Origin of the sequence: Propionispira raffinosivorans DSM 20765 (assembly GCF_000381065.1) — a bacterium.
Taxonomy (GTDB): domain Bacteria; phylum Bacillota; class Negativicutes; order Selenomonadales; family Selenomonadaceae; genus Propionispira; species Propionispira raffinosivorans.
This window is the reverse complement of record NZ_KB905839.1, coordinates 163,673-189,168: the sequence shown is the minus strand read 5'-3', so window position 1 is coordinate 189,168 and position 25,496 is coordinate 163,673. Positions and strand designations below refer to the sequence as shown.

Below are 25,496 nucleotides of genomic sequence, written 5' to 3'. Positions count from 1 at the left end.
AAAATAATTACAAAAATGAAAAGGCGGCGGCTGACTCGAAAGGTCAACAACCGCCTTTTCATTTTACCGTCCTTGCATCATCGAGCGCTCGCTTCAATCAATTTCAATTTTTCCTGTAACTGTGCAAGTACCACCTGAAGTTCATCAATACCAGCAAGCTTTTCCTGAAGGCAAGTATGTACCGGATTCACCCAAGAATCAGTTGTTCCATTGGGCTGGATTGAAGCAGCTTCCGGTGAAATCTGGTTACAAACGGCCTTATTGATTGAATCACGAATGAGCTCAACCGCCTGCTCGGCATAAAGAAACAGCTTATCTGCTTCCACCTCTGCTGTATCTTCCCCTTCAATCTGGCAACGTTTAATGGCTATCGTCTGCCGCATCAAACCGGCAATCGTCCACAGGAGAAGACTTGCCGAATGAATCGCAGCCACGCGCTGAGCTTTGATTAATACCACCTCTTCCGGCAAACATTGCGCATACTGTTCATTTCCTAAAAGATCACCATCGATAAAGCAATCGACACCAATTAAATATTTAACCTTTTTCAATTTTTCTAAAACGACTTCAACAGAAAGATCATCATAGGGCAGCGGTTCAAAAATAATATCTCGAATACCTAAGCTTTGGCAATATTTTTCGATAATTTGCGTATATCGCAAATGATTGTTCCAAACATAAACCGTTTCGCCTTGAGGGATTCTTCCTACAGAGAGAAAAAATTTTGATGAAGGCATAAGTTCCAGACAAACTATCTTTTCCGGCGATACAAGCGTGCAAAGACGTTCCATTTGAGTCGTTGCACAAATATAAAGATCGGCATCCATCTCAGCCGTCAAATTTTCTAAAGTATATGCTTCTATATTAATATCTTTATAAAAAATTGATTTTACAGCTCTTTTTATTTCCTCGGCAACCAAAACGTTCGATCCAACAGCGGCAAATGCCAATTTCATTGAAATCACATCCTCTTTTTTGTATAAAGTTCTTCTGCCAACTGAATAAAGGCTTTAGCCGCATGCGACAAACTTTTTTGCGTTTTATAAGCCAAAGCCAAATCGATATATAATGGCATCCTCAATTTTACGGTTTCAATTTTTCGGTCAACGGAGCACAAATCTTCGGGTAGTATAGCAATTCCCGCATTTTCAGCAACCAAAGACTTAATCGTCTGGATATGGTTCGATTCAAACTGAATCCGTGGCAAGGTGTTATTTCGTTCAAATTCATGCAATAACACATTGCGCAAAGCACAATCTTGCTTGAATAATATCAGCGGCTCTTCGACAAGGTCCTCCAGCCGTACCATGCCCGCCGATGCCAGTGGATGTTCCACAGATAAACATAATGCCAACGCCTGCCGCCCAATCCATAAATAGGTCAGCGAACTACTTTTTATCTCCGGCAGCAAAAAAGCCAAATCAACACGATCTTCAAGCAGCGCCCGCTGACCGTCTTCATTATTATTTTCCTCAAAAACGAGCTGAATCTGTGGATATTTTTCGCGAAATTTTGTCAAAAGTACCGTGAAATTTCGCACACCGGCTAAAGGCGTTAAAGCCAGCCTCAGTATTCCGCCATTGAGATTTTTGATATTGTTGATATCTGCCAATGTTTTACTAACACCGTGTAAGACATTTTCGACATGATTATAAAAAATCTTGCCTTCACTGGTCAGCAAAACCTGCTTCTGGCTGCGATCAAACAACTGTATCCCTAATTCATCTTCTAATGCACGAATGGTGTTCGTTACAGCCGGTTGCGAAACATACAGTCGTTCGGCGGCCCGTGTAAAGCTGTTGACCTTGCTAACCATCTGAAAGTATTCTAATTGACAGAGTTCCATATTCTAGCGTCCACTCCTTCTATCTTCACAAAACGATTTCTATTTAATTGTATCATATCTATTATACAATACCCTATCAAAATAGAACGCATCATCATAATATTAAGTTATCATAAAATAATATTTTATTATCATATTTTGACTCCCCTTATAATATTTCTAAAAATTTATTTTTTCTTTAAAATATTCTGAAAATAATGCTTTTACATGTAAATAATTTCCGTTCCACAATCAAATAAGATTTTCTTATCAAACAATAAGATAGCCGTATTCGTTTATTAATAAACCATATGCTACGATAAACACATCCCACAAATCTAAAACTTATTTGTGATATTCATAGGAACTAGCTTACCAAATGAAAAAGAAAATTAGGGGGAATTATGTATGGCATCTACAGTAATCGACAGCGAAGTTTGGGGTTGCTTATTTAGCAATGACAAAATGAGAGAAGTTTTTAGCGATAAAAATCTAGTACAAAAATTTCTAGATACCGAAGCAGCTCTTGCTAAAGCGCAGGGCGAACTCGGCGTCATTCCAAAAGAAAAAGCCGATGAAATCTGCGCAAAAGCGAACGCAGATCTTCTCGATATTCCACAGATCGGGGAAAATTATAAATCATCGATTACCATTGTTCCTGTATTGAAAGAATTCAAGAAAGTTCTCAACGACAATGCTAGTGAATTCGTTCATTGGGGTGCAACCAGTCAGGATATTGTTGATACAGGTATGGTCTTGATCGAACGTGAAGCTTATAAAATCATTCTCCAACAAATGAAGAACTGCCAAAAATTCGTTCTACAACAAGTAAAAAAACACCGCGATACAATCATGTGCGGACGAACGCATGTTATCCATGCCCTGCCAATCACTTTTGGCTATAAAGCTGCTGTCTGGGCAGATGAACTAGGCAGAGACATTCAACGCCTTGAAGAAATCAAAGACCGTCTATTTGTCGGTGAACTCGCCGGTGCTGTTGGAACCTTGGCCTCACACCAAGTAAAAGGGCTTGAAGTTCAAGCTCGCACGATGGAAATTCTCGAACTCAATATTCCGACCATAGCTTGGCATGTTGCCCGCGACAATCAAGCTGAATTTGCCAGCGTTTTAGCACTCTGTGCCGGAACAATTGGACGTATTGCCCACGAAATTCTTTCCCTGCAGCGCACAGAAATCACCGAACTCGAAGAACCTTTCTTTATGGGAAAAGTCGGTTCTTCAACTATGCCGCACAAAAGAAATCCACAGGTCCTTGAAAACGTAATCGCTTGTTGTCGTTCCGTTAGAAGCATTGCTCCATCAATTGTCGAATCAATGATCAGCGAAAACGAACGTGATTGGGGCTGCTTCCTCACCGAATGGGAAGCAATTCCACGTGCCTGCCACTTAATGAGTGCTGCCTTAGAAAAATCTGAAAATATCCTTGAAAATCTCATCGTTTATCCAAAACATATGGAAGCAAATTTATTCAAGCTGCGCGGTCTCATGATGAGTGAATGCATTATGATGCATATGGCTCCTAAAATTGGGCGCATGAGTGCACATGACATCGTCTACAAAGCTTGTATGAAAGCTTATGAAGAAGAAGATACAATGGAAAATGCTCTCAAGCATAATCCAACCGTCCGCGAAGAATTTACGGATGAAGAAATCACGTATATGCTTGATCCTCATAATTACATTGGTCTGGCTCCACAGTTTGCTGACCGCGTACTGGAAAAATACGGCGCAAAATAAATGTTTTTGAAGGAAGTGTGTCTATTATGTCCAAACAGCTGCGTGCCGGTCTTATCGTACTGTTTATCGGCTGCATAATTTGGTTTATTCCCGTACCTACCGGTTTAACACCGCAGGCTTGGCATTTATTTGCCATATTTGCCGCTACAGTAGCCGCCTTGGTTCTTCAGCCGCTGCCTATCGGTGCTTCCGCCTTTATTGCTATCACGTTTTCCGCCCTGTCAGGGACCCTTAAAGTTGACGATGCCATTGCGGGCTATGGCAACTCGACAATCTGGCTGATTATATGTGCTTTCTTATTTGCCCGTGGCTTCATCAAAAGCGGACTGGGTCAACGCATAGCTTTTGTCATCATCAATTATATTGGCAAATCCTCATTGACACTTGGTTATGCAATTACACTCAGCGATTTCATCATCTCACCAGCAACCCCTTCTAGTACAGCCCGTGCTGGCGGAATCATCTACCCGATCATCCAGAGCCTTGCACTAGCACTTGACTCCAAACCTGGACCTACAGCTCGGCGTTTCGGCGCTTACATTATGCAAATCGAATACCATGCCAACGCCATTACCTGCGCAATGTTTATGACAGCAATGGCTGGTAATCCACTGGCTGCCGAATTGGCAGCTAAAACGATCGGCATTGAAGTCAGCTGGGGAAGCTGGGCATTGGCGGCAATCGTGCCGGGCCTTATTTCACTGCTGCTCATGCCTTATCTGCTTTACAAACTCTTTCCTCCAGAAATCAAAGAAATGCCTCATGCCAAAGAAATAGCTCAAAAAGAACTTCGCCGACTGGGGAACATGAGTCTCAGCGAAAAAATTGTTTCCGTAGTATTTATCGGTGCTCTCATCCTCTGGGCTACGGGCAGTATTACCAATATAAATGCTACCGTTGTTGGCATGCTCGCAGTCTGCGTCATGCTTCTTACCAAAGTCTTAACATGGCAAGATGTCCTGAATGAAAAAGGTGCCTGGGATACCATGTTCTGGATGGGATCATTAATCGCCCTAGCCACAGCTCTTGCCAAAACTGGTTTTATTGGCTGGCTGGCTGCAATGGCTGGAGGCGCGATCCAAGGAGCGGGTATTTCCTGGTATTTAGCTTTTCCATTATTAATTATCGCCTATGTTTATTCTCATTATGCCTTTGCCAGCGTTACCGCACATATCAGTGCCATGTATGCAGCCTTTCTTGCAATTTCCGTAGTGGTTGGTACTCCACCACTGTTAGCGGCATTGACCTTTGCTGCAATGTCAAACCTAATGATTCCATTAACTCATTACGGCGGCGGTGCAGCACCGATCTTATATGGAGCTGATTATGTTTCCATGAGTGATTGGTGGCGGCTCGGCTTCATCATAACAACGGTCAATGTCATGATTTGGCTGGTTATCGGCGGAGCCTGGTGGAAATTTATCGGTCTATGGTAAAACATTTAATGTGTGCAGATTCATAAATACCTTGTGGCATAAATCTAAGTATACTAAAAAGCTGTGCAATTCGTAATTTCACTACGAACTGCACAGCTTTAAATATATGCGTCATATTTTATCAATTTCAATAAAATCTCTTTCTATTACATTCTTTGCCTTTGCTATTTTTCGATAATCATATCTAAAATAAATAAAGCCCCCACCATAAAGGTAAGGGATTAAAAAGCAGCCGCCCCAGTCTCGCAAACTAAGCGGCTTACCATAAGCTAAATTTTCGGGGCTGACCGTTTATGGGTAGCACCTTTTTTCTTATCTTAATTATAACGCACTAAAATAAAAAAGTACAGTTTTTAATAAATGGCAAATCTTCTCATTTCCCAACAAAAAGCTGTGCAATTCGTAATTTCAATACGAGCTGCACAGCTTTAACTATATGCGACATATTTTATCAATTTCAATAGTACAAATCTCTTTCTACGCCATTTTTCATCTTTGCTATTTTCCAATAATCTTATCTAGAATAAATAAGACATGATCGAAGATGTCTTCTGGAACACATTCAATAAATTTCCAATCACAGGCATTATAATCCAATGATTTCAATTGTTCACATAGAATATCTCCATGCGTTTTCGTCCGAGCATCTAAATTAATATGCAACGGAAAATTCCGTTGAGTTGAAGTTATAGGGCAAACCATAACAAGTCCCGTCTTTTGATTAAAAGAACTGTTCGATATAACTAACGCTGGACGGTACTTCTGTATCTCAATACCGCTTTGTGGATCAAAGTTCAGATGAATGACATCACCGGCTGAAGGAGCAGATTTCATTCGAAAACCTCATTTCCAACCACTCTGCCGATACCGATTTCAGTGCAGCTCCAGTCACCTTTATAGTCACTAAAAGTTTCGTCAAAGGCTTCAGCTTTTGTCTGAATAACTTTTTTCAATATAATTTCTTCCCCATTAACCGTGATCTTAATTTTATCATTTGGATGGAGCTTTGCTTGTTGCATCAATTCTTTTGATAAACGGATAGCATGCCCGTTTCCCCATTTCGAAATAGTGGTAATCATGAAACGCACCTCCATAAAACTCTTTCTTTTAGTATATACTATGTATATACGCGATGCAACGATAAATGCACGTAATACTCAAATCGTTTGAATCACTTATTTCATAGTCCTTGCACTACAAACATGCACTCCTTTCTTAATGGCGATCAAACGAAAAAAGCTGTGCAAGTCGTAATTTCACTACAATCTGCACAGCTTTAAATATATGCGTCATATTTTATCAATTTCAATAAAATCTCTTTCTACTGCCTGCAAAAACGGCAGCCACATACTTTTCTCTCAATAGTTTCCCTAAAATTAAATCATTTGTCTGCTTATAAATATCCCTATGAAGCCAATCATTTAATGTATATATCTTTTCTATGTCCAATACTCGAGAACTAATATAATGATTTTATCATCATCTATTTCTGATATGATTCTATAGTCTCCTACACGATAATGCCATTGACCTGAACGATTCGCTGTAAGACCTTTTCCATGTATGCGTGGCTCACAACAACCAACTAGATTTTTTTCAATCCATCCGTATATGAGACTTTTTGTATTCTTGTCAAGTTTTTTCAATTCTTTAACAGCTTGAGACGTATATTCTACCGTATATATCATAAACCTATTAACTCTTTAACTTCCTTGTGAGTATACGTTACCGGATTTTTCTTATATTCTGCCATTGCTTCATTATACGTATTGAGGTCTATTTCATCTTCAATACGTTCAATAACGGATCTTCTGACAAGTTCAGATACACTTATTCCCATTAATGCCGCATAGTTTTTGACAAGACTTTCATCTCTATCATTTAATCTTAATGAAATCATTTTAATCACCCCCGTAATACATTGTATTACTAAAATAAGGTATTGTCAATCCACCTTGTTAAAAACTCATTTCATAGTCCTTTAGCAATAGCACCCAATACAAAAAAAGCTGTGCAATTCGTAATTTCACTACGAGCTGCACAGCTTTAAATATATGCGTCATATTTTATCAATTTCAATAAAATCTCTTTCTACTGCCTGCAAAAACCGGCAGGCACTTACTTTTTTTACTATTTATTACAAAACGGATTTCTTCAATTCATTGATTTTTTCTATAGGCATCCCGCTCATTTTAGCTATGGTCTCTACATCCGTGTTTTTTTTCAATAAATCAATTGCCACAATAGCACAATTTAATCCTTCTGCGCGACCTTCCACTCGGCCTTCCACTCGACCTTCTGACCAGCCTACTAACTTACCTTCTTTTCTTGCCTCTACAGCAAGATTTGAGGTGCTCCAATCCAGTTTCATGTCCTCATCCCCTATCTTCAGTCTTTCACGAAATTCCTCGACGATCTCTTCATTTCTTTCTACTCCATTTATCTTTATTATACCATCAATATATAAAAATAAATCTCTTATTTTTTCCTTTTCCCACTTTTTTTCAGTAAGTAATTTTACCAGCTCTTTTTTAAAACGATATCTCTCATCTTGGTTTTTTTTGGTCTTTAATGTATAAAGTCCTGCTAATACCACCAAGGCAAATGGATTATCTTGCTTCATCAGATCTGCTTCCTTTTGCTTCACAATCTTATAAACTGGATATTTATAGATAAGCGACATTTTGTAAAAATTCTCCTTATAATGATCCGGATGATTTGTTACAATTTCATGTGTATAAATTACCAATGGGTATATTTTTTCATGATACCGATCTCGAATTCTATAATAATATTCAAACATTCGTTCAGCAAAATTTTCATCCCGGTAGCCCTGTATTTCTAAATGCACGAATACCCATTTTCCATTTCCACTCTTCATTTTTACTTTTAGTAATTCATCACAACGCCGATCGTGCCCTTCTGAATTTAACAGAATTTCTCCCAACTCTTTATCCAATCGCTCAAACCCGTTCTCAAATGCAATATCCTGACTAATATCTCCCGCAAAAAAGTTCATAAAATCCTCAAAAAAATTTTCAATTAGATTCTTCCAAATTTGATCACTGGTTAATTCTTTAAAGTCCCCCACAGACTCCCCTTCCTTCTTTTTATATAAATAAGATCATATGTTCTATTTATATTATAGAACAATTTGAGGTGCTGTTCAAGAACATTTATTGCTCTCCCATTCTTATTGCTTCTCCATTGCTTTTCGTTTTGCAGCCACTCTGGGATTAGCTAGAAATTTTGACAATTCTCTTTGAATACGGTAACTATCGCGCAGACCTTCTTTATAAGCCAATTCGGCTGACAGACCTCGTTCTAAATTAACAAGAGGCTCCAGTTTAGTGACCAGAGTGCGTAACTCCTCATTTTGTAACTGCCGACTCAGTTCTAATAAACGACCTTGCATCTTATAAAATTCTTTATTGTAGTGCATGCAATCTTTATCCAATTTGTCCGCCCTGTCTAAAACATCATCCATTCGTTCAAAAACATAATCATTAAAAGCTTTGTACAAACTACTCTTAAACATAATATGCCTCCTAAATTATAAATTAATTAAAAGTAAACTTTTAAGTTTCTTTATACATTAAATAATATCATATGAAACTATATTTGTAAACTATATAATTGCTAAAGATATTTTAAAATTGTCACTACTATGTTTTTAGTGTATATTAGTATATATATTATCTAAAGGATGGATCTACATGTCTTTATCTATGTCCGAAAAAATAAGAATACTTCTAAGACGAAAAAAAATGACGATCACTGACTTAGCTGATATTCTTGATACCTCTCGTCAAAACCTAACTAATAAACTCAATAGAGATAACTTCACCGAAAAAGAACTACAGCAAATTGCTAAAGTTCTTCAATGTGATTTTGAAGGTTTTTTCATTTTTGAGGATGGCAGCAAAATATAAACGTGAATAAAACGAATGCACTCATTATCTTGGTATCTATTTCATTCACTTTATTTTTTGTTTCTAAAAGCAACTTCATATTCTTATTATATAATTACAAGTGCAACATTGTCAATGAAAAAGTAGCTTATTTGTTTCTAAAAGAAACAAATAAGCTTGATTACTCTTAACATAGCAAGCTTTATACTAATGAATCAAGGTGGTGAGTCAATTGTTTTCTAAACGCTTAGTTCAGTTAAGAAAAGAAAAAAATCTAACACAGCAACAATTATCTGATTTAGTTGGATTTTCACGAAATACATATGCACAATATGAAACAAGCCGAAGAGAGCCCGACTTTGACACCGTGCAAATTCTAGCAAATTTTTTTGAAGTAAGCATTGATTATCTGATTGGTAATGATTTTAAACCTTCAAAAGAACCGATTGATTTGATTGAATTTCTTGATTCATCTGATCTTTTATTCAACGGAATCCCCATCACGAAAGAATATAAAATTAAAATAAAAGCAGCTCTTGACCTTATATTTTGGGATGAGCAACAAAAAGAGAAACAGCAAAAATCACAATGATTTTTGTTGTTTCTCTTTTTTCCAGACCATTCATGGCAATGGTAGCAAAAGCAATTAGGTAAAACAGCATGTCACTGATTGCATCCCTAACGATTAGGAGTCCTTACTGAAAGTACCTTAACATCATTTACATGGTAATATCGGCAAAATCCATATTTTGAAATAGCATTGTTTAAATCAACAAAATATACATGACGCAAAATTTCATTTTTAAGCGATACAGGTTCCATTACTAAAGAGCTGCTCCCTTGAGCCACCTGTTTTTCTACTAGTGCCATCCGTTGACTGTTTTCTGTATATAATACAGCATGTTGATACAGCACAGCTGCGGCCATGGGAATAACACTCAGCATCACTATAACCGTCAATGTATTTTTATGTTCTGTACTCAATAAAAATTTTTTAACCTGAGGAATGCGAAAAACCGTCATGACACCAATAATAAAGAAGACAGCTGACCCAAACCCTGCCCTACCTGGAAATGCTGGAGCGGCAAGCATCACAAAATTATTAACAACAGCCAGTGTCAACAGAATCATAACGTGATAACTATTTGGGTGAACTGTAAGCAATCCACTCCCTTGCGCTTTCCAACTGACATTTTTAAAATACGCTTTGCCTAACTTCCATTTTCGAAAAATATATTTTGAAAGCTGGATTCCAATCAATAAATAAATCAATACTTCCTCTACACCTGACAAAGTCGTGAACAACTGCTCGTTAAGATGCTCATCGACGATCCCGATCCGAACTACCACATTCTCATATAACAACTCACTAATCCAAAGAGAAATGAATGACCCTTTCATTTTTGACAATAGCATCAGTCCTACCAAGATCATTCTAACCGTTGATGCGATAATAAATTTTTTTGACTCCTTCTCGACTTCTTTTGATTCGGTCCTCACAATTTTTCTGTTCCCGACAAGCACAATGCGACAAGCCAATACCAAAAAAACTATGGCTGGCAGCAATCCTAATAACATCTCAAAACCACCGCCGAATTGATTGACGATATGCTGCATCAACGGAGTCTTCTGCGCCGCATAGCGAACATAATTTCCCGGAGCCATCGCCAAAAGCAGAAAACCTATTACGGATCCGACAAACCCGCTAAGCATCCATTTTTTTAAACGTTCCTTTTTATATGCATACACAACAAGAACAGCAATAACCAAGTTCATGGTCGCTGCTGTATTTTCAATCGTCCAGCTGGCAATAATACCGCAAAAAAACATACCCAACAATCCCATAAGACCATTGTCAATTATTGGCTTTCCCAAAAAGTCAAAATGATACGGCAGTAAAAAAGCAAAAATCAATACGGCTGTCAATAAATAAACACAAGCCCCCGTCATCCAAATGTTCACTAAAGCAAAATCCGGCAATCCAAACCAGCAGAACATTATAATCAAGGCAAGAATATATGGATTAAATCGTAGCGTAATTTGTTGCTGTGAATGCCAATAAATAAGAACAATCAATGCAACAAATAAAAAAGCATTAAATGGATTAAACCATTGTTTTCCCCACAAAAGAAAGGTATCCAACACAAAAAAGTCCACCATTCGACCGCCATGGATCAAGTAATGAAAATACAGCGACTGAAACACATCCGACATCGTCGTAATTTTTTGCAAAGTTCCCCATATCAAAGAATATTCATAATCATCTCGGTGCAATGGCATTAAAAAGTTCAAGGCAAACATATATATAAATAAACTTGCCAATATTCCCCCGGAAGCCCAGTTTTCGTTTGTAATTTTTTTACATTTTTCCAAGTTAAACCTCTCTCCATTTGCCGTATTTTAAGTATTTATAGATCATTTTTTCACATATTTTCCGTATATGCAAGATGTTTTTGATGGATAACAGTGAGAAGAATTCCCACTTATCAACTTTTTGCAATAATCCCTCTCGATATTCCCGTCGCTCGTTCTATTTCGCGTATAGATAATCCTAAACTTTTTAACTGATTTAAGATTAGATTTCGTTCCGCTTTCTCCATAGACTCTATTTCCTGTGGTTCTATATTCTGGATATTCTTTTTAATTTTCCGTTGAATTTCTTCTTCGGTGAGTTTCAAACGTCCTTCTACTTCAAAATTCTGTTCTATCAATTGTTCATGCACTTTTATCCAGTTTTCTTTTCCAATCAAATCAAAGGCCAACTGTACATCGACAAAATTCCCACCATGTATATATTCTCGATAGCTGCTATATCGATAATTTATTAGATTTTTCACAATTCCAGCTCGCATAGGATTCTGATGAATATATACGATTAAAGGAATAAAATATTCGTCTATCTCCACAGCCTTGCTTTTATACCTGCTTCCTATCAAGGCCCCGCTTCGTTGATACTTTCGATTGAATTTCATTACATATTTTATCAACAGCCGCTTGAGAATATTTGAAACATCGCCTATTTTCACTTCTTTCAACAATAAATGTACATGGTTACTCATAAAGCAATATGCCTGAAGTTCAAATTTCAATTCCAGCTTTAAATCTTTTAATATCTCCAACATATATTCAAAATCTTCTTCTTCTTCAAATATATTCTGATGATTGATTCCCCGAAACATAATATGATAAAATCCACTTTCACTTAATTGCCTGGCTTTTCTTGCCATATTGATTCCTCCCTTTCTCACAATATAGCACTTTGTTGACAAAAAAGGCACGTCCCCTTGTGTCTCTTCCCAATCCATTGCCATTATCCGTCTTTTTAGCTCACTTTTATATTACCATTTACAATTCGAGATATGATTTTCTTAAACCCTTCTAAAATTATAGATATAGTCAAACATATTAAAAGTAATTGCAAAAAAATTAAGAGAGGATACTTGAGTCTGTATGAAAATACGGGGAAATAATAAAAATATATGAACGTATGGAATAAGAATATATTGAATGAATGCACCCCTATAAATATCATTATTCTTTTCAAAAAACTATTTTTAGATAAATACTCGAACCCTATAAATATAATAAACAATGCAAAAATACCGTCCATATGTACCCCTTTTATTATTCCAAATCCATAGTGCCGAAATAACATAATAAAAATTATAGTGGATATATATATTGACAATTTACTAATTGGCTTAGTGCTCATTATTTTTTTCACACGATAAAATAGATCATTTTGCGACGAAAAAATTCCTAGTACAAAAGGAAAAATCCAGTCACTTATTGTACTCGGTATATATGGTATATACATTGTAGAAAAACTTATAATAAGTGCCCACTTTTTATATTTATACGTCAATTTTTTAAGCAAAGGAAACATTATATATAACGGAACTATTGCACCAATAAACCACCACGTTGCATTGTATCCATAAAATCCAAAATAATTTTGAACACCTAGAATATTCAATATAATTTTCAAAGCAACATTATTGTCATATACAGATTCTAAGCTTATATTAAAATATAATATTCCAACTGGAACAAAAGCCACCCATATAAACCAATAATTACTGTATATTTTAGATAAATGTTTTTTATAGAAAGAAAGATTCGTATATTGTTTTTTATCCGTACTCTCATTAAGTCCATACCCACTTAGTAATACAAACATAGCTACACATACTTTTGAAAACTCACTCACTATATTGCTAAATTGACGACCGTTAACCATAATATCTACATAATTGTTAGATGGGCTATAAAACAAGTGATGTATTAATAAAAGACATAGTGCTACACCCTTTGCCAAATTTGTATCATCAATTGTAAAACAAATCCTCCTCATTGAATCTCGCCTCCCTCTATTATTATGGGGTTTTTTCTTAAATTCTATGTTTTTTCAGTATTTCAAAAATCCAAAAGTGTTTCATGTGGTGTAAATAAATGGTACCGTAAATTAAGACATTTTTTAAACACGATTATAATGAATCTGCTATAGTATACTGAATATAATTCAGAAATAAAATTCATTATATGTCGCGTACAAGAAGAAATTGCTCATTTAAAGCCTGGATTCCCGGAAATACATAACGAGGTGATCTCTAACCCGCATAACTACTAGAAAGCTGCATCGTTACGTATTTTTAACGTAACAATGCATTTTGAAGTATCATAAGCGCTCAAAGTGCTGATTTGATTTGTAATAATCCTCGTTATGAGTTAGTGGGAATGCAGGTTACATTATAAAATTGAAACAGGCTCCTCTAAATTCAATATACATCCAGCCCATGACAATCCAACACCAAATCCTATTGTCATAACATTTTTTAAAACTTTTTTTCTATTTTGCTTCATCATATCTACCAATGCAATTGGTATTGAATTTGAAACTGTATTACCATAATTGCTAACATCATTCCAATAAGGTTGCTCTAACAATTCACATTTTTCCTGTAAAAATTTCAACATAAATTTGTTAGCCTGATGAAAAACGTAATAATCTATATCACCTTTATTCATTTTACATTTATTTAAAATTTCTTTTACTGTCTCCGGAACTACATCTAGAGCAAAATCGCTAATAGCCGCACCATTCATATAAAGATTAGCATTCGTTCTAATATTTCCATATTTATCTTTTTCTTCTTTAATCAAACTTTCACCATAATGTACTTTTTGTGCTCCCATTGGTACAATCAAGTTCTTGTATCCACTGCCATCTGTCCCAAATGTAATTCCTTTTATTCCTTTGCTTTCTGATTCTTTTCCTGTGAACAAAGTGGCTGTAGCTGCATCACCAAATAAAGGGCGAACCGTATTATCTTGATGATTGATATATTTACTATATGTTTCTGCTGTAAGAAGCAAAACATTTCGTGCTTGCCCTGTTTCGATCAAGCCCTGCGCCATAGAAATTCCATAAATATAACCCGAACAGCCTAAATTAAAATCAAAAGCACCAATTGTTTTGAGTAAGCCAAGTTTATCCTGTAAAATACAAGCAGTCGTCGGCAATATATAATCAGGTGACTGTGTACAAAACAAAAGAAAATCTATAGATGCTTTATCTATAATATTATTAGAGAACAATTTTTCTGCAGCCTTAATTGCTAAATCAGATGCGCATTCGTTTTCAGCCGCTATATGTCTATGATAGATTCCCGTTTTCTTCGTTAATCGATTCAGTTCATTATCTTCTATTTTTTCTGGTAAATAATACGCAATAGCACTTATATATGCTTGTAAACTCATTTTAAACCACCTTATTTATGCCAAATATCCGCCATCTACAACAATATCGGTTCCTGTAATCCATTTTCCTCTATCACTTAATAAAAACAAAACCACGCCAGAAACATCATCAGGTGAGCCTTCTCCAAGCAAGTGTTTTTCAAAGAATTCTCCTAAGTTAGCTAATTTTCCCGCTTGATCCGTCATATTTGTTTTGACCCAGCCAGGAGTTATTGTATTGATTCGATGATGTTTCCCAGCAATTTCTTTTGCTATCGATTTAACGCCTATTTGCAAAGCAGCTTTTGCTCCCGCGTAGGCAAACATACCTTTTTCACCACTATGGGCACAAACTGAAGAAAATAGAATATTTGACATTCCCTGTTCGCCATATTTATTTTTTGTGCATATTTGAATTAAATTTGCACCTGCCCAAAAGCTAATATTCATAATCTCATGTGCTACTTTTTCATTATACATTTTTATAGGCGTAATATCACTGATTCCAGCGGCATGAACAGCCCCATTAAGTTTTCCATTTTCATGCACAAAATTGCAAATAACAGTTTCTAAAGCTTCTTTATCAGTTACATCACAAACTGCATATTTAATTTGCATTGGATATAATGCCTGTAGTTCTTGCAATTTATTTTCTCCACGAGCGATTGCCATTACACTTGCACCTGCTTGAGCCAGTTCTATAGCAATTTGTCGCCCCATTCCGGAAGATGCCCCTGTAATAACAAATCTTTTACCTAAGAAATTATATGTTACTTCTCTCATATCTCTATCGTCCTTATTATATTTGTACTGTATGCCGTTGCAACTGATAATCCAACACCAAATCCACAGGCAATAACCTTTTTTAATTCAACCTGTTTATCATAATAATTTTCGGTAAACAATAACGGAATGGATGCTGAACTCGTATTCCCTATTTTATTTGCCACAAAAGGTAATTTTTCTCTATCAATTTCCAGGTTATCAGCCAATGACAATAAAATTAACTTATTCGCCTGATGGCATGCATACAAACTCATCTCATTTTTATCAACTTGAACATGATTTAAAAGCTCTTTTATATTTTCAGGAACTATATCTAAAGTAAATTTCATAATTTTCATACCATCTAAAGATAAAAATATGCTTTTCTCTGCTTGATTATTTTTCCTAAAGCTACTATTTTCTACAATAATAGACGAATAATCTTTTCCTAACGTATTAAAGTTGAAAGAAATTATATCATTTCCTTTTGATATGATGGTCGCTGTCCCCGCATCACCAAAGATTGTTCGTGTTGCTCTGTCATTTTTTGCTGTCAACTTACTTATTGTATCACCTGCACATAAAAAAGTACGTTTCTGCAATTTCCAGCAGACACCAACATAGACGAGACGTAGAGACCATATATATACCCAGAACAGCCCTGATTAATATCCAATACAACAATGTTTTCAGATAATCCTAATTTGTTTTGCAAAACATGACTTGTTGCCGGTAAAATATAATCAGATGTTTGCGAAACAAATACAATCGCATCTATATCTTCTTTTTTATATTACTTTTGGAAAAGATGTTTTCTGCTGCTTTAAATCATAAGTCTGCAGTAGTAACGAATTCATCACTGATTCTCAACATTTCAAACCCAGTGTTTTTGGCTAAGCGTTTTGCATCTTTTTCATTAACTAGACCTTTTGTGTATTCTGTAACAGTAAATAAGTTATGCGGTAAAGCCCCATTTATTGCATTAATATGAATACCTTTAATATCAGAAATCATTTTTATCCCTATTCCTTTACTAATTCAAATAAATCACCTATTGTCTGTGCCGTTTTAACTGTTTCTGGTTTTAATTTTTTCCCAGCACTAACATTTGCCATAGCTAAAAAACTTACATAACTTAAGGAGTCCCATTCCTCAATATCTTTCAATACAGAATCCATTGTAATTTCCTCTTCCGTATCCAATAAATCAATCATTTTTTCTAAAAATTGTTCTTTTGTCATTTTTTCTATCCCCTTTTATAATGTTTAATTAATATATTAGTCATCGCTTTTATTTTATACCCAAATAATAAATGAAGTTGTAGAATAACCAAATTATTAGATGATACTGCCGTTTCCATAAATTTTCGCTCTGAAGTAATAAATTCACAAATCATACAATAATCCATCATTGACCCTAATGCCGCATCACTATATTGCAAAAAAAACCCACCTAATAGCCCATATTGCAATTTATTATTGATTGGCTTGGATAAAAAGAAACCTATCTTTTTATTTTGATATATCACAAAATACAGCAATGACCCTTTGTCAACTTCATCTTGTACCCAATTAGCATATCTAGTATTAGCAATTTCTATGCCATAATAGGAATCAATTGCTATCCGATCTGTTGTAAATATACCTTCTTTTATTTTATGCTTTATATTTTCAACATCTTGTTCATTTTCAATTAACTGAAATGTCACGTCTTGATATATTTTCTTATAAAAGTTTTTCTTTTCTAAAGCCTCGATTCGTGGCAACCGTAAGCTTATTTGATTTTCTATCAATAAAAATCCAGCTTTTTGAAAGGTCTCCGATATCTTGTGAAATTTAGTATTGACTTTAACTACAAGATATTCTGCTTTATACCTTGCTCGCAACAAATCAACTTGAGATACAATCGACATTACGTCGTCTCCTGATTCAATCAATATTTCTAATGTTTCACCGCCAAGATTTCGCATTTCCCACTCTGCTATAGTTACTTTCAAAATACCACCCCAAGTTCTTTTAATAATTACATGACTATTTTAAAAGACATGAGTATCATTAATTCTTAAAGATTATAAAAACTTTTCACCACTTCTATAACTTTAGAAATATCCTCCGACCTTAAATTATAGTACATTGGCAATCGACATAATCTTTCACTGTCTAGTGTTGTATAAACATCTCGACCATAAAAGCGACCAAGTTCTTTTCCCGCGATAGATGAATGTAATGGTATGTAATGAAACACCGCATATACTCCATTATCTTTCATATATTGCAAAAGTTTCGTCCGTTCTTCCAAATTTTGGGTCTTTATATAAAACATATGTCCATTATGTGTATCACCATCTGGAATATGAGCTAATTGTACAAGCCCCTTATCTTGCAATATCTTTAATTCTTTATAATATTGGTTCCAACTTTTTAGTCTGTTATCATTGATAGTATCTGCCTCTTCAAGTTGTGCATATAAATAAGCCGCATTTAATTCACTTGGTAAATAAGAAGAACCTATATCTACCCATGTATATTTATCCACCATACCTCTAAAAAACTGTGACCTATTTGTCCCTTTTTCTCTAATAATTTCAGCTCTATCAATATATTTTTCATTATTAATAGCAATTGCTCCGCCTTCACCCATACTATAATTTTTCGTTTCATGAAAACTATAGCAACCAAAATCAGCGATTGTGCCTAGTGCTCTGCCTTTATAAGTAGACATAACTGCTTGAGCTGCATCCTCTACCACTAGTAAATGATGTTTTTTTGCAATATCCATTATAGTATCCATTTCGCAAGCAATGCCCGCGTAGTGTACTGGAACAATTACTTTTGTTTTTTCCGTAATCGCCGCTTCAATCAAATTTTCATCAATATTCATTGTATCTGGCCTAATATCAATAAAAACAATTTTTGCACCGCGCATAACAAATGCATTTGCCGTTGAAACAAATGTATAAGATGGCATAATAACTTCATCACCTGGTTGAATATCACATAAAACAGCAGCCATTTCAAGCGCAGAAGTACCTGATGTTGTCAGTAGCACCCGATATGTTTTAAACTTTTCTTCGAGCCACTCACTACATTTTTTTGTAAACTCACCATCTCCACATATTTTCCTATTCTGTACAGCCTGTTGAATATATTCAATTTCTTTTCCTACATATGGAGGAACATTAAAATTAATCATTACAAAAATTACCTTCTTTCTAAATCTATATTTAATTGTTACTTATAAAATCGACTTTTCTATAACCATGTTTCTTAACGAAATTTTTTTTAAGGAACCCTAATATCACACTCCTTTTAATGAAAATACAATTATCCCTAAAACAATCATAAGCATTCCCATTAATTTAGACCTATTAATTTTTTCTTTTAAGAAAACTGATCCTAAAATGACAACAAAAATGCATCCTGTAAATTCCAATATTGGTCCGAAAGAAAGAGGTATGTATTTATAAGCAAAAATGGTTATTAAAGTTGATGCAAAAAACATTATATATGCTAAAATTACTTTAAAATTGAAATACTCAGCTAATTTATTAGCATGAATTTCATTAGCACTTTTTTTAAGTAATATTTGTGAGACCGAAGAAATAAAAACTGATATTATAAAAACAAAAATATATATAACCTCTTTATTCATCCGCCTTCACCACCAATATTAGTCCAATTAATATCATTGCACTTCCTAACATCATATATCCCGTTATTTCTTCATCAAAAATAACATGTCCCCATATAATCCCCCATATAATCACTGCAGATTTATTAACATAGGCCGTATTAAGGGGCATTCTTTTTAATATCTGTTGCCAGAGAATTGCATAAATAAATAATATAAATACTACAGTTCCATAACAAAATACAAAATCATAGGATAGGAATATTGTATTTGATGCCCACTTAGAAAAGATTGCACCTAATGAATATATCAAAAAAATAATATGCAAAAGTATAAAACTCTTAATTCTTGTTTTAGCCATCATCATGTCTCTGTTGTTCTTCAATATTAATCGTTTCTCTAATAACAAACTGAGGTGAAGAATTTATACTTATATAAATTCTTCCAAGATACTCACCAATCATGCCAAGCATTAACATAATTACACCACCAACAAACACAATCACTGACATTATTGAAGAATAACCCAGCACAACAGACGGATCCATTAATTTTCTTATTACTATGTACCATCCATAAAGAAACCCTATTAATGAACAAACCACTCCGATAACAGTTGCAAGCCTTAAAGGTTTTATAGAGAAAGCTGTAAAACCATTAAGCCAAAGAGCTATAAGTTTTTTTAACGTATAACCAGATATTCCGATTTCTCTTGCACGGTGATTTACTTCAACGTTGGTTATTTTATTTGTTATTCTAAGTAACAATCCTGCTATATAAGGATAAGAATGTTTATATCTTTTTGCTTCATCTATAACGAATCTTCTGCAAGCAAAATAGCTCATCAATGAAAGATCTTCAGGTTTTTCAAGTAAATATTGAGCCATTGCGTCATTGATTTTACTGCCTATATTTCTAAAAAAATCATGATTTTTTTTATTATATTTTGCAAAGACTATATCATAACCACAATTTATTTTATCAATAAGGTTAAACATCTCATTTGCAGGAGTCTGTCCATCATCATCAAGACAAATAATAATTTCCCCCGTTGCAAAGTTGAATCCCGTCATCAAAGCAGCATGCTGTCCAAAATTTTTGGCAAGAGCTATTCCTTTAATACATTTGTCTTTCTCCGCAAGTTTTTTTATCACATCAAAAACATTATCTGGGGAGCAGTCATTTATTAAAATGATTTCATAACTATATTCTTTTCTTGTTTTAACAGTTGAAACAATTTCATTTACGACATTCTCAATAGTAAATGCAGAATGATAACATGGAATAATAAATGATAATTTTGTCATATAGTTGCTCCTAATTTATTAATTTATAAATAGTAATATCTCTATTTGTGAACACTTTCTTAAGTTGTAAATCATCAAATACTAATCCAGGATGAATAAACGTCGATACTACAATATAACTGATATTATTTTCGTTCATCAAATTAACTCTATCCTTATTTATCGGTAAATACAACTCTTCATTTATCTGAAATCGCTCTACTATTTTTTTCTGCATTGCATTATTCCTTGATGTATATGCCCATCCTTCTAAAAAGATTTGTTTACCCGAATAGGCAGAATAATAAAAATACCGACTCTCATCATTAGGTGATGGTATATGTTTCACTTGAGGCTTTGAATTATAATGCCTATCAACTGCTATTATTTCATTATCTTTGACATTGTTTTTTAGCCATAGCATTCCCTCATACTCATATTTTGTGACTGCATTGATGACGGGCTCTGCTTCATATTTCATGTTTGTAATTGCCTGATATGCCACTCTAAATCCATCTAGAAAATTTCTAGCAAACATCGAAAAAGAAGAAATAGAAGAAATGACAAATAACATTATTATAAAAAATTTAAAATATCTATTTAGATTATTATAATGATCATACAGCCACATAAAAGCACTCATTTCTATAAAAGCTGTTGCTCCAAAAATAAAATACAATTGACTACTACCATCTACTGCAAATAAGTAGAAACCCATTATACCACTAATAGCAACTCCACCTATTAATAGTTCTTCTTTTTTGATAACTTTAAACTTTTTAGCTTTTAAAATAACCCAACAAATAAAAGGTACTGATATAAATGGTAAGAAAAGAAAAAAATGAACTGGTGTGATTATATTTGCTAAAAAATATTGAAAATCATTTGCATTTTCTAAATTTAAAATAAGTACTAATTTTTTAATGATATCACCTAATTTAGAATTGAGAATAATAGTTCCCGGTATGATTTTAAGAGGTTCCCCGTTAGCGCCAGCCATGGTAAATAAATATACAATTATAAAAGCCAAAGCCATCGACAAAATGAGTTTAAAGTTTAGTATTATGTTATCTTTTTTTATTAAACTAATTATAAATATAACGAAAACCGTACTAACTATCATTATTCCAAAAGGACCTTTAGCGCCTGTAAGTAAAGCTGTTAATATTCCCACTGCTATAATTTCATTAGTACATACCTTATTATTTCTATATATTTTAATTAAAAAACTCATCAACAATAAAAATATGGGAATTCCCAGGTCAATTCCATTTGGTAGGATAACTAGGTCTAAAATAGTAACGTTCAAAAAGAGTCCTGCAGTATTTTTAAAAAGATAAATCATACTTGCACATCCTGTGAACAGGAATGTCCATACAAAAAATCTATTTTTGCACACATTATGAAAAATTGTTTCTGCAAATACATATAATGATACTACAAGAAAAGGTATCATCACAAATTGAGAATAAACAAAAGCTATTTTTTCTGTTGAAATGCCTGTTGTTAAACCAAGCACCGCTCGAAAGATAAATACAAAATAATGATACTTAAAATCTAATTCAGCAAATCTCGCATCATATACTGGAAAATCTCTCTTTAATGCATCAACATTACCTATATTCCATAATAAATCTTGGTATATACTGGATATACCTGTGATGTCTGGAGGTAAGTTTCTGAAACTTACACAGACAAACGAAATAATTAGGATAAAGCAAATTATAAATACTAATTTATAATCGACCAGCTTAAAATTTTTAAGATTATTAATTTTAAATTTTTCTGCCATTAAGACCAAAGAAACTATAGATAAAATTGGACCGATACTATATAAAGCAAACCTAAAATTTGTTAAATAACAAATAAAATACAGCAAAATAGTCAGAGCTACTCCGAAAGCAAAGGAATATACTATTTTTTCGATTACGCTATCTATGATGTCTACCTTTAATAATTTTACTATTAAAAATCCGGGTAAAAGCACATAAAACAAATTGAATCCAATATATTTTACCAAATCTAAAATTGAAAATTTCAATACCATGTAACTTATGAGAAAAAAAATGCTAAGAACCACTATACCTATTTTAGGTATAATATCTGCTTGATTAATATAATATTTTTTTATATACCCTATCATATATGCATGTCCTTTCGCCAATTGATTTATAATTCGCTATAATATGAAAATCTATATGATAATTAATATTATCGACTATATTTAAAAGTCTTTTTTATTTAATGAAAAAACTACATCGTAAAATTCTTTTAGTTGGTGATTGATATGACTAAGAATATCTATTGTAGTATCTACATATAAATCTAAACAATTTTTTTTATAATATGGATTAATAATTTTAATTTTATTTTTCTTATGAATTGCTTCATGAATACCAGCAGCAATACTATCTTTTTTGCAACTAACATCAATAATACTGTTACCACTGATTCTTCCTTTTTGCCTATCTCCAATATTAACCGAAAAAGCACCTCATGACGGGGCTTCAATGATTCCAGACAAAGAATTACCAATAAAACACGAAACCTTTTATAATAAATGATGAAAGTCCTTATTTTTTAGGTTTACAAAATATTCACAATCATTTTCATTACAATAAGTAATTATTCGTTTTTTTATAATATCAGCATTGGTATCTGCATTATTCCCAATAAATTTCAGATTATCCTCATCTTTAAAACAATTTAGTGCAGTCATAAAATTTGGCTCCTTTATAACGCTTCGTTCATTTTCTAAAGTTTCTCTTCAATCACGCGTATCAAATCACAGATACTGCTGTCTAGTATATCCAGCTTCTTTTCAATGCGCACCAGTAAAAATGCACTGACGACGATTGGAAAGCCATAGCTTGGCATATACCACACGTGTTGATTATCCAAAAATCGGGAATAAACTAATGAGAAAATAGGCACCATTCCTGTAAAATCGTAATTGTCAAAGAAAACGATCAGAAATTAGGTGCCTACAATGAATGATTTCAGCATAGTTCAGACCCTCTTTAAACAATTTATTACAGAACAAGATATTTGCAATGTTCTTCAACAATATAACTATGTTGATACGGCTCGTAAATTTAAGGTTAATGATTTAGTGGATTTCTTTGCTTCATCTGCTATTTTACGATGGAAAAGTTTCCGCCACGGCTGTGATGTATTGGAATCCGTCAATTTTTCAACGGTTTCAAAAAAGCTAAATCAATTTCTTTTGGTGTTTTTAAAGATTTATTTCTCCTTGCGTTGTCACGCTGTAATCGGAAAATTAGACGTACTTTACATCTTCCCAAACCTTTGTTATCCGTCGATTCTACAACAATTACATTTGGCGAAAATCGTTTAAAATGGGCTGTTTTTCATGGTAAACGTTCCGGGATAAAATTGCATATCGCTCTTGAAAATTCTACACAGATGCCTGAGCAAGTCGAAGAAACTATTGCATTAATACATGACAACTTAATGCTTGAAAAGCTTCTTGATCCAGCCTCTATTCTTGTAGCAGCAGATCGGGCGTATTTCAAAATTAAAAGACCCGATGAATTTTTAGCAACAAAGCAATCTTTTGTTATTCGGCTGAAAGCAAATATTGAAACATCTCCCCCTAAATCTTTGAAACGTTTACCACAAGAAGGTTCCAATGTTACGGCAGATTATACATGTTTAGTTGGAACTGAACAAAATCGATCTTCTTATCGCCATCGCATCGTTGAATTTACGGATTACGAAGGAAAGAGCATTCGCGTAATTACGAATTTGTATAGCATTGATGCTGATACAATTGCACAAACCTATAAAGCGAGATCGGCAATTGAGGCATTTTTCAAGTGGTTGAAACAACAGATGAATCTAGCGACAATCTTTGGTAATAGCCTAAATACCGTGTACAACCATTTATATGAAGTATTATTGACATACGTAATATTGAATGGCATTTATAAGGTTCTTTCTGTATGTGTAAAATTCAAAAAACTATCTTTATTGCAATTTACACGCAATCTTTTTGCTAAAAATCTACCTCTAGAATGGATGTATTACCTTGAAGACGCTATTAATAATTTGATGGAAAATATGGCTAATCAACACGTGTGTCTCTTTATATCAAATTCCAGCTAACCGCTGTTCCTCTTACAACATCACATTTAACTTTTTTTCCCAATACTACATCATAATACTTTGGACTAAGCCCCAAACCTGGTCGTATACTTCGCATATTTTTTTCGGTAATAACTTCTCCAGCCTTCATATCTTCTACGATATATAAACTACGCCGAAACTGTAAAGATTTTTCCTCCTGTTCTGCACGCTCATAGCTAACATGACCGAGTGCCTGATATGCACTCTTGCATTCACGTACAAGCTGCGCCATTTCTGCTGGCTCTAGAGAAAATGCTGCATCTACCCCACCATCTGCGCGTGATATCGTAAAGTGCTTCTCTATGACAGCTCCACCAAGTACAACACTTGCTACGGCTGCACCGATCCCAAGTGTATGATCTGACAAACCCACATTACAATTAAACAATTGCTTCATATGCGGAATCGTTAGTAGATTCGTCCCTTCCGGTGTAGATGGATAGTTGCTAGTACATTTTAAAAGAGTCAAGTCCCTACAGCCATTCTCTCTGGCGGTTCTAACAAGATCATCCAGTTCCGCAACTGTCGTCATTCCGGTGGAGGCAATGATCGGTTTACCTGTCTGAGCAACTTTTTTTATCAAAGATAAGTCTGTATTTTCAAAAGAAGCAATCTTATAGCACGGGACCTCCAAACCCTCCAAAAAATCAACTGAACTTGCATCAAATGGCGTACTGAATCCGATAATCCCCAATTCTTTACAGCGTTCGAATATCGGTTCATGCCATTCCCACGGAGTATAGGCTTTTTGATAAAGCTTGTATAAAGACGTTCCATTCCATAGACTATTTTTATCTTCAATAAAGAATTCTCTATCATCTATATCTAATGTCATTGTATCAGCTGTGTATGTCTGTAATTTTATTGCATTAACTCCGGCACCGGCTGCTAACTCAACAATCTCCAATGCTCGATCTAAAGATTGATTATGATTACCCGACATTTCGGCAATAATAAAAGGTGCTCCTTTTTTCTCTAAATGAAAAGTGTTATTCAT

Annotated in this window: 32 protein-coding genes; 6 read left to right on the top strand and 26 right to left on the bottom strand. The window is 34.3% G+C overall.

All coding sequences use genetic code 11. From position 1 onward, the window contains the following. Positions 1–77 precede the first annotated feature (77 nt). Together F606_RS0100890 and F606_RS0100885 are read right to left on the bottom strand one after the other, a co-directional pair. A complete protein-coding gene (locus F606_RS0100890; protein WP_019551970.1) occupies positions 78–956 on the bottom strand; it encodes a hypothetical protein in 879 nt (292 codons plus the stop codon). 5 nt (positions 957–961) lie between these two features. After that, on the bottom strand, positions 962–1,846 hold the full coding sequence (locus tag F606_RS0100885; RefSeq protein ID WP_019551969.1) for a LysR family transcriptional regulator: 885 nt from the start codon (positions 1,844–1,846) through the stop codon (positions 962–964). A 387-nt stretch (positions 1,847–2,233) separates the two neighbouring features. Here F606_RS0100885 and purB point away from each other — a divergent pair, with 387 nt between their 5' ends. Together purB and F606_RS0100875 are read left to right on the top strand one after the other, a co-directional pair. Beyond that, positions 2,234–3,583, top strand: coding sequence for an adenylosuccinate lyase (gene purB / locus F606_RS0100880; RefSeq protein WP_019551968.1), 1,350 nt, complete (start codon positions 2,234–2,236; stop codon positions 3,581–3,583). Between the two features lie 26 nt (positions 3,584–3,609). Then, complete coding sequence (locus F606_RS0100875) at positions 3,610–5,019, top strand: anion permease (protein ID WP_019551967.1); 1,410 nt, start codon at positions 3,610–3,612, stop codon at positions 5,017–5,019. Between the two features lie 498 nt (positions 5,020–5,517). Here F606_RS0100875 and F606_RS0100870 read toward each other — a convergent pair whose 3' ends face one another. The 6 genes from F606_RS0100870 to F606_RS0100845 form a co-directional block, all read right to left on the bottom strand. After that, positions 5,518–5,853 carry a type II toxin-antitoxin system PemK/MazF family toxin gene (locus F606_RS0100870; protein ID WP_019551966.1) on the bottom strand — a complete coding sequence of 112 codons (336 nt, stop codon included), beginning with the start codon at positions 5,851–5,853 and terminating at the stop codon, positions 5,518–5,520. Continuing rightward, the gene (locus tag F606_RS0100865) at positions 5,850–6,098 is read right to left on the bottom strand and encodes an AbrB/MazE/SpoVT family DNA-binding domain-containing protein (protein ID WP_019551965.1); all 249 of its coding nucleotides are present in this window, start codon (positions 6,096–6,098) and stop codon (positions 5,850–5,852) included. The genes F606_RS0100870 and F606_RS0100865 overlap by 4 nt, the downstream gene beginning before the upstream one ends. Positions 6,099–6,458: 360 nt before the next feature. Continuing rightward, positions 6,459–6,707, bottom strand: coding sequence for a type II toxin-antitoxin system RelE family toxin (locus tag F606_RS21915; RefSeq protein WP_019551964.1), 249 nt, complete (start codon positions 6,705–6,707; stop codon positions 6,459–6,461). Next, the gene (gene relB, locus F606_RS0100855; RefSeq protein ID WP_019551963.1) at positions 6,704–6,919 is read right to left on the bottom strand and encodes a type II toxin-antitoxin system RelB family antitoxin; all 216 of its coding nucleotides are present in this window, start codon (positions 6,917–6,919) and stop codon (positions 6,704–6,706) included. The genes F606_RS21915 and relB overlap by 4 nt, the downstream gene beginning before the upstream one ends. A gap of 237 nt (positions 6,920–7,156) precedes the next feature. Next, positions 7,157–8,110 carry an Rpn family recombination-promoting nuclease/putative transposase gene (locus tag F606_RS0100850; RefSeq protein WP_019551962.1) on the bottom strand — a complete coding sequence of 318 codons (954 nt, stop codon included), beginning with the start codon at positions 8,108–8,110 and terminating at the stop codon, positions 7,157–7,159. Between the two features lie 102 nt (positions 8,111–8,212). Further along, a complete protein-coding gene (locus tag F606_RS0100845; RefSeq protein WP_019551961.1) occupies positions 8,213–8,557 on the bottom strand; it encodes a hypothetical protein in 345 nt (114 codons plus the stop codon). Positions 8,558–8,735: 178 nt separating this feature from the next. Here F606_RS0100845 and F606_RS0100840 point away from each other — a divergent pair, with 178 nt between their 5' ends. Beyond that, on the top strand, positions 8,736–8,951 hold the full coding sequence (locus F606_RS0100840; RefSeq protein ID WP_019551960.1) for a helix-turn-helix transcriptional regulator: 216 nt from the start codon (positions 8,736–8,738) through the stop codon (positions 8,949–8,951). A 211-nt stretch (positions 8,952–9,162) separates the two neighbouring features. Then, the gene (locus F606_RS0100835; RefSeq protein ID WP_019551959.1) at positions 9,163–9,522 is read left to right on the top strand and encodes a helix-turn-helix domain-containing protein; all 360 of its coding nucleotides are present in this window, start codon (positions 9,163–9,165) and stop codon (positions 9,520–9,522) included. An 86-nt stretch (positions 9,523–9,608) separates the two neighbouring features. Here F606_RS0100835 and F606_RS0100830 read toward each other — a convergent pair whose 3' ends face one another. From F606_RS0100830 to F606_RS22550, 17 genes are all read right to left on the bottom strand, one after another. Then, a complete protein-coding gene (locus F606_RS0100830; RefSeq protein ID WP_019551958.1) occupies positions 9,609–11,303 on the bottom strand; it encodes a DUF3329 domain-containing protein in 1,695 nt (564 codons plus the stop codon). A gap of 113 nt (positions 11,304–11,416) precedes the next feature. Then, positions 11,417–12,157, bottom strand: a complete 741-nt coding sequence (locus tag F606_RS0100825; RefSeq protein ID WP_019551957.1) for a transposase — start codon at positions 12,155–12,157, stop codon at positions 11,417–11,419. 95 nt (positions 12,158–12,252) lie between these two features. Next, positions 12,253–13,284, bottom strand: coding sequence for an acyltransferase family protein (locus tag F606_RS0100820; RefSeq protein WP_019551956.1), 1,032 nt, complete (start codon positions 13,282–13,284; stop codon positions 12,253–12,255). Between the two features lie 395 nt (positions 13,285–13,679). Further along, entirely contained in the window at positions 13,680–14,690 is a 1,011-nt protein-coding gene (locus tag F606_RS0100815) for a 3-oxoacyl-ACP synthase III family protein (protein ID WP_019551955.1), read from the bottom strand. A gap of 15 nt (positions 14,691–14,705) precedes the next feature. Then, on the bottom strand, positions 14,706–15,452 hold the full coding sequence (locus tag F606_RS0100810; protein ID WP_019551954.1) for an SDR family NAD(P)-dependent oxidoreductase: 747 nt from the start codon (positions 15,450–15,452) through the stop codon (positions 14,706–14,708). After that, entirely contained in the window at positions 15,449–16,036 is a 588-nt protein-coding gene (locus F606_RS0100805; RefSeq protein WP_019551953.1) for a 3-oxoacyl-[acyl-carrier-protein] synthase III C-terminal domain-containing protein, read from the bottom strand. Before F606_RS0100805 ends, F606_RS0100810 begins: the two co-directional genes overlap by 4 nt. Beyond that, positions 15,997–16,110, bottom strand: a complete 114-nt coding sequence (locus F606_RS23915) for a hypothetical protein (RefSeq protein ID WP_407635968.1) — start codon at positions 16,108–16,110, stop codon at positions 15,997–15,999. The genes F606_RS0100805 and F606_RS23915 overlap by 40 nt, the downstream gene beginning before the upstream one ends. A 152-nt stretch (positions 16,111–16,262) precedes the next feature. Beyond that, positions 16,263–16,448 (bottom strand): hypothetical protein, encoded by a 186-nt coding sequence (locus tag F606_RS0100800; protein ID WP_019551952.1) that lies wholly within the window; start codon positions 16,446–16,448, stop codon positions 16,263–16,265. An 8-nt stretch (positions 16,449–16,456) separates the two neighbouring features. Next, the gene (locus F606_RS0100795) at positions 16,457–16,675 is read right to left on the bottom strand and encodes a hypothetical protein (protein WP_019551951.1); all 219 of its coding nucleotides are present in this window, start codon (positions 16,673–16,675) and stop codon (positions 16,457–16,459) included. A 5-nt stretch (positions 16,676–16,680) separates the two neighbouring features. Then, positions 16,681–17,430 (bottom strand): hypothetical protein, encoded by a 750-nt coding sequence (locus F606_RS0100790; protein ID WP_019551950.1) that lies wholly within the window; start codon positions 17,428–17,430, stop codon positions 16,681–16,683. A gap of 65 nt (positions 17,431–17,495) precedes the next feature. After that, on the bottom strand, positions 17,496–18,626 hold the full coding sequence (gene rffA / locus F606_RS0100785) for a dTDP-4-amino-4,6-dideoxygalactose transaminase (protein WP_019551949.1): 1,131 nt from the start codon (positions 18,624–18,626) through the stop codon (positions 17,496–17,498). Between the two features lie 105 nt (positions 18,627–18,731). Then, positions 18,732–19,085: an EamA family transporter gene (locus tag F606_RS0100780; protein WP_019551948.1), complete on the bottom strand. Its 354-nt coding sequence runs from the start codon at positions 19,083–19,085 to the stop codon at positions 18,732–18,734. Continuing rightward, the gene (locus tag F606_RS0100775; RefSeq protein ID WP_019551947.1) at positions 19,078–19,431 is read right to left on the bottom strand and encodes a DMT family transporter; all 354 of its coding nucleotides are present in this window, start codon (positions 19,429–19,431) and stop codon (positions 19,078–19,080) included. Before F606_RS0100775 ends, F606_RS0100780 begins: the two co-directional genes overlap by 8 nt. Beyond that, positions 19,418–20,371 (bottom strand): glycosyltransferase family 2 protein, encoded by a 954-nt coding sequence (locus F606_RS20300; protein WP_019551946.1) that lies wholly within the window; start codon positions 20,369–20,371, stop codon positions 19,418–19,420. The genes F606_RS0100775 and F606_RS20300 overlap by 14 nt, the downstream gene beginning before the upstream one ends. Positions 20,372–20,381: 10 nt before the next feature. Continuing rightward, positions 20,382–22,493 carry a hypothetical protein gene (locus tag F606_RS0100765; protein ID WP_019551945.1) on the bottom strand — a complete coding sequence of 704 codons (2,112 nt, stop codon included), beginning with the start codon at positions 22,491–22,493 and terminating at the stop codon, positions 20,382–20,384. A 408-nt stretch (positions 22,494–22,901) separates the two neighbouring features. After that, on the bottom strand, positions 22,902–23,069 hold the full coding sequence (locus tag F606_RS23070; RefSeq protein WP_019551943.1) for a hypothetical protein: 168 nt from the start codon (positions 23,067–23,069) through the stop codon (positions 22,902–22,904). A 35-nt stretch (positions 23,070–23,104) separates the two neighbouring features. Continuing rightward, positions 23,105–23,227 (bottom strand): YvrJ family protein, encoded by a 123-nt coding sequence (locus tag F606_RS22550; RefSeq protein WP_154651071.1) that lies wholly within the window; start codon positions 23,225–23,227, stop codon positions 23,105–23,107. Between the two features lie 112 nt (positions 23,228–23,339). Between F606_RS22550 and F606_RS23320 the strand changes: the two genes are divergently transcribed. Together F606_RS23320 and F606_RS21910 are read left to right on the top strand one after the other, a co-directional pair. Then, the gene (locus tag F606_RS23320) at positions 23,340–23,708 is read left to right on the top strand and encodes a hypothetical protein (protein WP_169558407.1); all 369 of its coding nucleotides are present in this window, start codon (positions 23,340–23,342) and stop codon (positions 23,706–23,708) included. Beyond that, on the top strand, positions 23,609–24,478 hold the full coding sequence (locus F606_RS21910; protein ID WP_019551942.1) for an IS4 family transposase: 870 nt from the start codon (positions 23,609–23,611) through the stop codon (positions 24,476–24,478). The genes F606_RS23320 and F606_RS21910 overlap by 100 nt, the downstream gene beginning before the upstream one ends. Here the strand turns inward: F606_RS21910 and pseI are convergent. Continuing rightward, positions 24,459–25,496 carry a pseudaminic acid synthase gene (pseI, locus tag F606_RS0100745; RefSeq protein ID WP_019551941.1) on the bottom strand — a complete coding sequence of 346 codons (1,038 nt, stop codon included), beginning with the start codon at positions 25,494–25,496 and terminating at the stop codon, positions 24,459–24,461. The two genes, F606_RS21910 and pseI, sit on opposite strands and share 20 nt — an antisense overlap.

Coding starts and splice junctions, on each gene's coding strand:
- F606_RS0100890 (WP_019551970.1), bottom strand. CDS start 956: ATGAAATTGGCATTTGCCGCTGTTGGATCGAACGTTTTGGTTGCCGAG.
- F606_RS0100885 (WP_019551969.1), bottom strand. CDS start 1,846: ATGGAACTCTGTCAATTAGAATACTTTCAGATGGTTAGCAAGGTCAAC.
- purB (WP_019551968.1), top strand. CDS start 2,234: ATGGCATCTACAGTAATCGACAGCGAAGTTTGGGGTTGCTTATTTAGC.
- F606_RS0100875 (WP_019551967.1), top strand. CDS start 3,610: ATGTCCAAACAGCTGCGTGCCGGTCTTATCGTACTGTTTATCGGCTGC.
- F606_RS0100870 (WP_019551966.1), bottom strand. CDS start 5,853: ATGAAATCTGCTCCTTCAGCCGGTGATGTCATTCATCTGAACTTTGAT.
- F606_RS0100865 (WP_019551965.1), bottom strand. CDS start 6,098: ATGATTACCACTATTTCGAAATGGGGAAACGGGCATGCTATCCGTTTA.
- F606_RS21915 (WP_019551964.1), bottom strand. CDS start 6,707: ATGATATATACGGTAGAATATACGTCTCAAGCTGTTAAAGAATTGAAA.
- relB (WP_019551963.1), bottom strand. CDS start 6,919: ATGATTTCATTAAGATTAAATGATAGAGATGAAAGTCTTGTCAAAAAC.
- F606_RS0100845 (WP_019551961.1), bottom strand. CDS start 8,557: ATGTTTAAGAGTAGTTTGTACAAAGCTTTTAATGATTATGTTTTTGAA.
- F606_RS0100840 (WP_019551960.1), top strand. CDS start 8,736: ATGTCTTTATCTATGTCCGAAAAAATAAGAATACTTCTAAGACGAAAA.
- F606_RS0100825 (WP_019551957.1), bottom strand. CDS start 12,157: ATGGCAAGAAAAGCCAGGCAATTAAGTGAAAGTGGATTTTATCATATT.
- F606_RS0100820 (WP_019551956.1), bottom strand. CDS start 13,284: ATGAGGAGGATTTGTTTTACAATTGATGATACAAATTTGGCAAAGGGT.
- F606_RS0100815 (WP_019551955.1), bottom strand. CDS start 14,690: ATGAGTTTACAAGCATATATAAGTGCTATTGCGTATTATTTACCAGAA.
- F606_RS0100810 (WP_019551954.1), bottom strand. CDS start 15,452: ATGAGAGAAGTAACATATAATTTCTTAGGTAAAAGATTTGTTATTACA.
- F606_RS0100800 (WP_019551952.1), bottom strand. CDS start 16,448: ATGATTTCTGATATTAAAGGTATTCATATTAATGCAATAAATGGGGCT.
- F606_RS0100795 (WP_019551951.1), bottom strand. CDS start 16,675: ATGACAAAAGAACAATTTTTAGAAAAAATGATTGATTTATTGGATACG.
- rffA (WP_019551949.1), bottom strand. CDS start 18,626: ATGATTAATTTTAATGTTCCTCCATATGTAGGAAAAGAAATTGAATAT.
- F606_RS0100780 (WP_019551948.1), bottom strand. CDS start 19,085: ATGAATAAAGAGGTTATATATATTTTTGTTTTTATAATATCAGTTTTT.
- F606_RS0100775 (WP_019551947.1), bottom strand. CDS start 19,431: ATGATGATGGCTAAAACAAGAATTAAGAGTTTTATACTTTTGCATATT.
- F606_RS20300 (WP_019551946.1), bottom strand. CDS start 20,371: ATGACAAAATTATCATTTATTATTCCATGTTATCATTCTGCATTTACT.
- F606_RS0100765 (WP_019551945.1), bottom strand. CDS start 22,493: ATGATAGGGTATATAAAAAAATATTATATTAATCAAGCAGATATTATA.
- F606_RS23070 (WP_019551943.1), bottom strand. CDS start 23,069: ATGACTGCACTAAATTGTTTTAAAGATGAGGATAATCTGAAATTTATT.
- F606_RS22550 (WP_154651071.1), bottom strand. CDS start 23,227: ATGCCAAGCTATGGCTTTCCAATCGTCGTCAGTGCATTTTTACTGGTG.
- F606_RS23320 (WP_169558407.1), top strand. CDS start 23,340: ATGAATGATTTCAGCATAGTTCAGACCCTCTTTAAACAATTTATTACA.
- pseI (WP_019551941.1), bottom strand. CDS start 25,496: ATGAATAACACTTTTCATTTAGAGAAAAAAGGAGCACCTTTTATTATT.